The following is a 3766-nucleotide window of genomic DNA, read 5'->3' as shown; positions in this document are numbered from 1 at the left end:
GGACGGAATGCTTTACGAGCCGGGCCGGCACGAGGTTTATATGTTCAACGGGCGCGGCCAGTCGGCAACGGTCATTGATGCGAAGTCGGACAAGGTCGTTGCCACGATACCGCTGGGCGGCAAGCCGGAATTCGCGCAGGCGGATCCGAAAGCCGGGCGCGTCTATGACAATCTCGAAGACAAGAGCGAGATTGTAGCCATTGACACCAAAAAGCATGAGGTTGTGAATCGCTGGCCGATCGCGCCCGGCGAGGAGGCTTCAGGAATGGCGATTGATCTGGCCCATCACCGGCTTTTCATCGGCTGCCACAACAAGCTGATGGAGATGATCGACAGCACGAGCGGCGAGGTGGTCGCCACGGTGCCCATTGGCGACGGAGTGGACGCCAATGCGTTTGATCCGGGGACACAGTACGCCTTCAGTTCATGCGGCGACGGAACGGTCACCATCGCGCACGAAGATTCAGCTGAAAAACTTACCGTGGTGCAAACATTGAAGACCGAGCGAGGCGCCCGGACGATGACGCTCGACCCGAAGACCCACAAGATTTACCTGGCTTCGGCAAAATTCGAACCGTCCCCGGAGCCGGCAGCAGGCGAGCGGCGACAACGCCCCAAGATGATTGCCGGCAGCTTCAAGATTTTGGTTTACGGAATGTAAAGCGATGCCGTGAAAGCGTTGCAGCCACCGGCTGCGTCTGAAACGCCGGTTTGTTCGTCGTTCCACCCGTTGGCGCGTAACACGCCGGCAGCCAAACGTGCCATCCAACGTATGTCCCGGTTTGCGTTATTCGCGGGTATGTTCCTTGGTTTCGCCGGCTGCGTCAGCACACGAGCGGGCGATCGAATTGAACTTGCGGGTGACATTGTCCAATATCTCCTGCCTGCAACCGCGGCAGGGCTGACACTCGGTTACAAGGATGGCCAGGGCACGTTGCAACTTGGCGAGTCAACGGCACTCGCGCTCGGGGTTACCTATGGCCTGAAGTATTCGATTGACGAGAAGCGGCCCGACGGACGCCGGCATTCCTTCCCTTCGGGGCATAGTTCGATTTCCTTTTCTTCCGCCGAGTTTATGCGCAAGCGTTACGGCTGGGAGTATGGCATACCGGCGTATGCGGCAGCCTCCTTTGTCGCCTACAGCCGTGTCGAGGCCCGCGAACATCATCCGCACGACGTGATCGCCGGCGCGTCCATTGGCATTGTCAGCAGCTTTATTTTCACAAGGCATTTCAAAGGGTGGGAGATTGAACCGGAGGTTGACCGAAAATACTACGGCATCAGGCTGAGTCACGCATGGTAGGGCGGGAGACGTGGCGGTTCTGCTGCCCGGGGCGCCCCGGCAGAGTTTTGCGGCGTGGTTTGAAAACAAGTGCTGCACCGCGTTTCCGGGGAAGAGGTCACCGTTGCATCGGCGGCAAAAGCGGCTAACCTTTCGGGATGTCTGACCAACCGCTTCAAGTCCTCGCCGTCGTCGGGAGTTTGAATCCCTCTTCTGTCACCCGCGCGGTGATTCTTCAAGTGGCGGACCATCTGCGCGCGGACGGCTCCTCCGTGGACGTGCTCGATTTCGAAAAGGAACCATTGCCACTCTACAATCCCGACACCGCCTACGCCGCGCCCGGTTTCGATCCACTGCAGGCCCGCGTGGACCACGCGGATGTTTATGTGCTGGGTACACCTGACTACCATGGCAGCATCAGCAGTGCGATGAAGAATTTTCTCGACCACTTTTGGCGCGAGTTCGCCGGCAAGCTGTTCGCCACCGTCGTCGCTTCGCACGAAAAGGGACTGACCGTGACCGATCAGCTCCGCACCGTGGCGCGCCAATGCTACGCCTGGTCGCTGCCCTATGGCGTGTCGTTCGCCGACGAGGAGGATGTAAAGGACGGAAAGATCGCCAGTGACGCGCTGAAGAGACGGCTCGAAATATTTGTGCGGGACGTGCGCGTTTACGGCACTCTGCTCGCGCGGCAACGCCGCGCTGACCTGACCGGAAAAGAGCCGGGCTTTCTCGCGCGGCATCGAAAGTGAAGCGCGCTGGCGTTCGTTAAGGGAAGCGGTCCTTGTCCGCTGCGTTCAAATCATGTGGGCGATGCTTATCTTCGGTGGGACGGCCGCGCTGTTCCTGCTCATGACGGTTTCCGCCCTTTGGCATTTGCGCTGGGTGCACCGGCTGCCCGCGCTCGAGACGCTGACGGGGACCGCGGAGATGGCGGTGTCGGCGAACAAGCAACCTGTCCGATGCTCCGTTGTCATCGCGGCGCGGGATGAGGAAGCACGGATCGAACAGACGATTCGTCATCTGCTCGCGCAACGCGGAGTGGAGACCGAATTCATCGTTGTGGACGATCGCTCCGCCGATCGGACGGGCGAAATCCTTCGGCGGCTGGCCAAAGAGGATGCGCGGATCCAGTTCAAACGCGTGGACGTGCTGCCGGACGGATGGTTGGGAAAGTGCCACGCTTGCCACGTCGGCGCCCTCGAGGCCACGGGTGACTGGATTCTCTTCACGGACGCTGATTGCTGGTTGAAACCCGACGTGATCGAGCGCGCCGTGCGGGTGGCGCAACGCGATGGAGCCGACCATGTGACGCTGTCTCCGGGGACCGTGATCGAGAGTCTGGGCGCCCGGGCGTGGCATCTCCTGTTTTTAACGAGCCTGTCGAACTGGTTCTCCGGTGTGAATCGCGACCGGGCCGGGTCGTATATCGGCATCGGCGCCTTCAACCTGGTGCGCGCCGGGGCCTATCGACAATGCGGCGGCTACGAAGCCCTGCGCCTCACGGTGGTGGATGACGTCAAGCTGGGCCTGCTCCTGCGCCGCGCGGGCAGGCGGACTCGCGCATTCCTTGGAGTGGACGATGTGGAATGTCATTGGGGCACCACGGTCTGGAGCATGGTCAAGATCATGGAGAAAAACTATTTCGCCGCGTTGGATTTCCGGCTCGGGCTGGCGATTGCGGGAAGCGTTGCCGTGACCGTTGTCTTCTTCATCCTGGCCATCGGTCTGGCGGCGGGCACGCGCTCGGGACTCGCTGCCGGATTCTCACCGCTTTCCCTGGTCCTGCCGGCGGCTGTTTTGGCGCGGCGGGTGGGCTGGACCTGGCCTTGTGCGGTATTGACGCCGTTCATGCTGCCCGTGTTCCTGTATGCCCTGCTCAACTCCACCTGCGTCACGCTGCGCCAGGGCGGCGTCCGCTGGCGCGAGACGTTCTACCCCCTGAATGCGCTGCGCGCGGGAAACGTGCGGTGATTGACCTCAGGGTGTTCGCTCGGAAGCGCGTATGTGGCCGTGCGGGAACGCGGAGGGCGTCTTCGCTTCATCATTACACAATTCCCTTCCTTACAAATCTTGCGTCGAGCCGGTGATTTGCCAGAATTGGGCCACATGAAATCCAGTTTCACCCGCCGCTTTCTCCTCATCGCCCTGCCGCTCCTGCTGGCCGGGGCCACCTCGTGCGCGCAGGACAAACCTTCCGCCGCGGGTCTCGAAATCCCCGCCACCGACGACGGCCTGCCCGGCGCGGGGCCGATTCGCCGCGCCGATTGGTTTCGCAAGCTCTGGTTGGATCGCCGCACCGCGTGGGCGGCGCGCGTCGAGCGGGACAAGCACGCCGTGGTATTGCTTGGTGATTCGATCACCCAGGGCTGGGGCGAGGATTTCAGTGCCTGGTTTCCCGGCGTGAAGATCGCCAATCGCGGCATCAGCGGCGACACCTCGCGGGGCGTGCTCATCCGCCTGAAGGAAGACGTGCTCGCGCTG

Annotated in this window: 5 protein-coding genes; all 5 read left to right on the top strand. The window is 61.8% G+C overall.

All coding sequences use genetic code 11. The features are described 5' to 3' along the window. Positions 1 to 661, top strand: a 661-nt coding sequence (locus tag VN887_02820; protein ID HXT38933.1) for a YncE family protein, incomplete at its 5' end; no start/stop codon positions are given. A gap of 138 nt (positions 662 to 799) precedes the next feature. Next, positions 800 to 1303 carry a phosphatase PAP2 family protein gene (locus tag VN887_02815; protein ID HXT38932.1) on the top strand — a complete coding sequence of 168 codons (504 nt, stop codon included), beginning with the start codon at positions 800 to 802 and terminating at the stop codon, positions 1301 to 1303. A gap of 137 nt (positions 1304 to 1440) precedes the next feature. Further along, positions 1441 to 2034, top strand: a complete 594-nt coding sequence (locus VN887_02810; GenBank protein HXT38931.1) for an NAD(P)H-dependent oxidoreductase — start codon at positions 1441 to 1443, stop codon at positions 2032 to 2034. Positions 2035 to 2095: 61 nt separating this feature from the next. Beyond that, on the top strand, positions 2096 to 3256 hold the full coding sequence (locus VN887_02805) for a glycosyltransferase family 2 protein (protein ID HXT38930.1): 1161 nt from the start codon (positions 2096 to 2098) through the stop codon (positions 3254 to 3256). A 135-nt stretch (positions 3257 to 3391) separates the two neighbouring features. Then, the coding region (locus tag VN887_02800) for a G-D-S-L family lipolytic protein (protein ID HXT38929.1) at positions 3392 to 3766 on the top strand (375 nt) is incomplete at its 3' end.

Source organism: Candidatus Angelobacter sp., from assembly GCA_035607015.1.
GTDB lineage: Bacteria > Verrucomicrobiota > Verrucomicrobiia > Limisphaerales > AV2 > AV2.
Note: the sequence above shows the minus strand (reverse complement) of the source record. Positions and strands in the feature narration are given on the sequence as shown.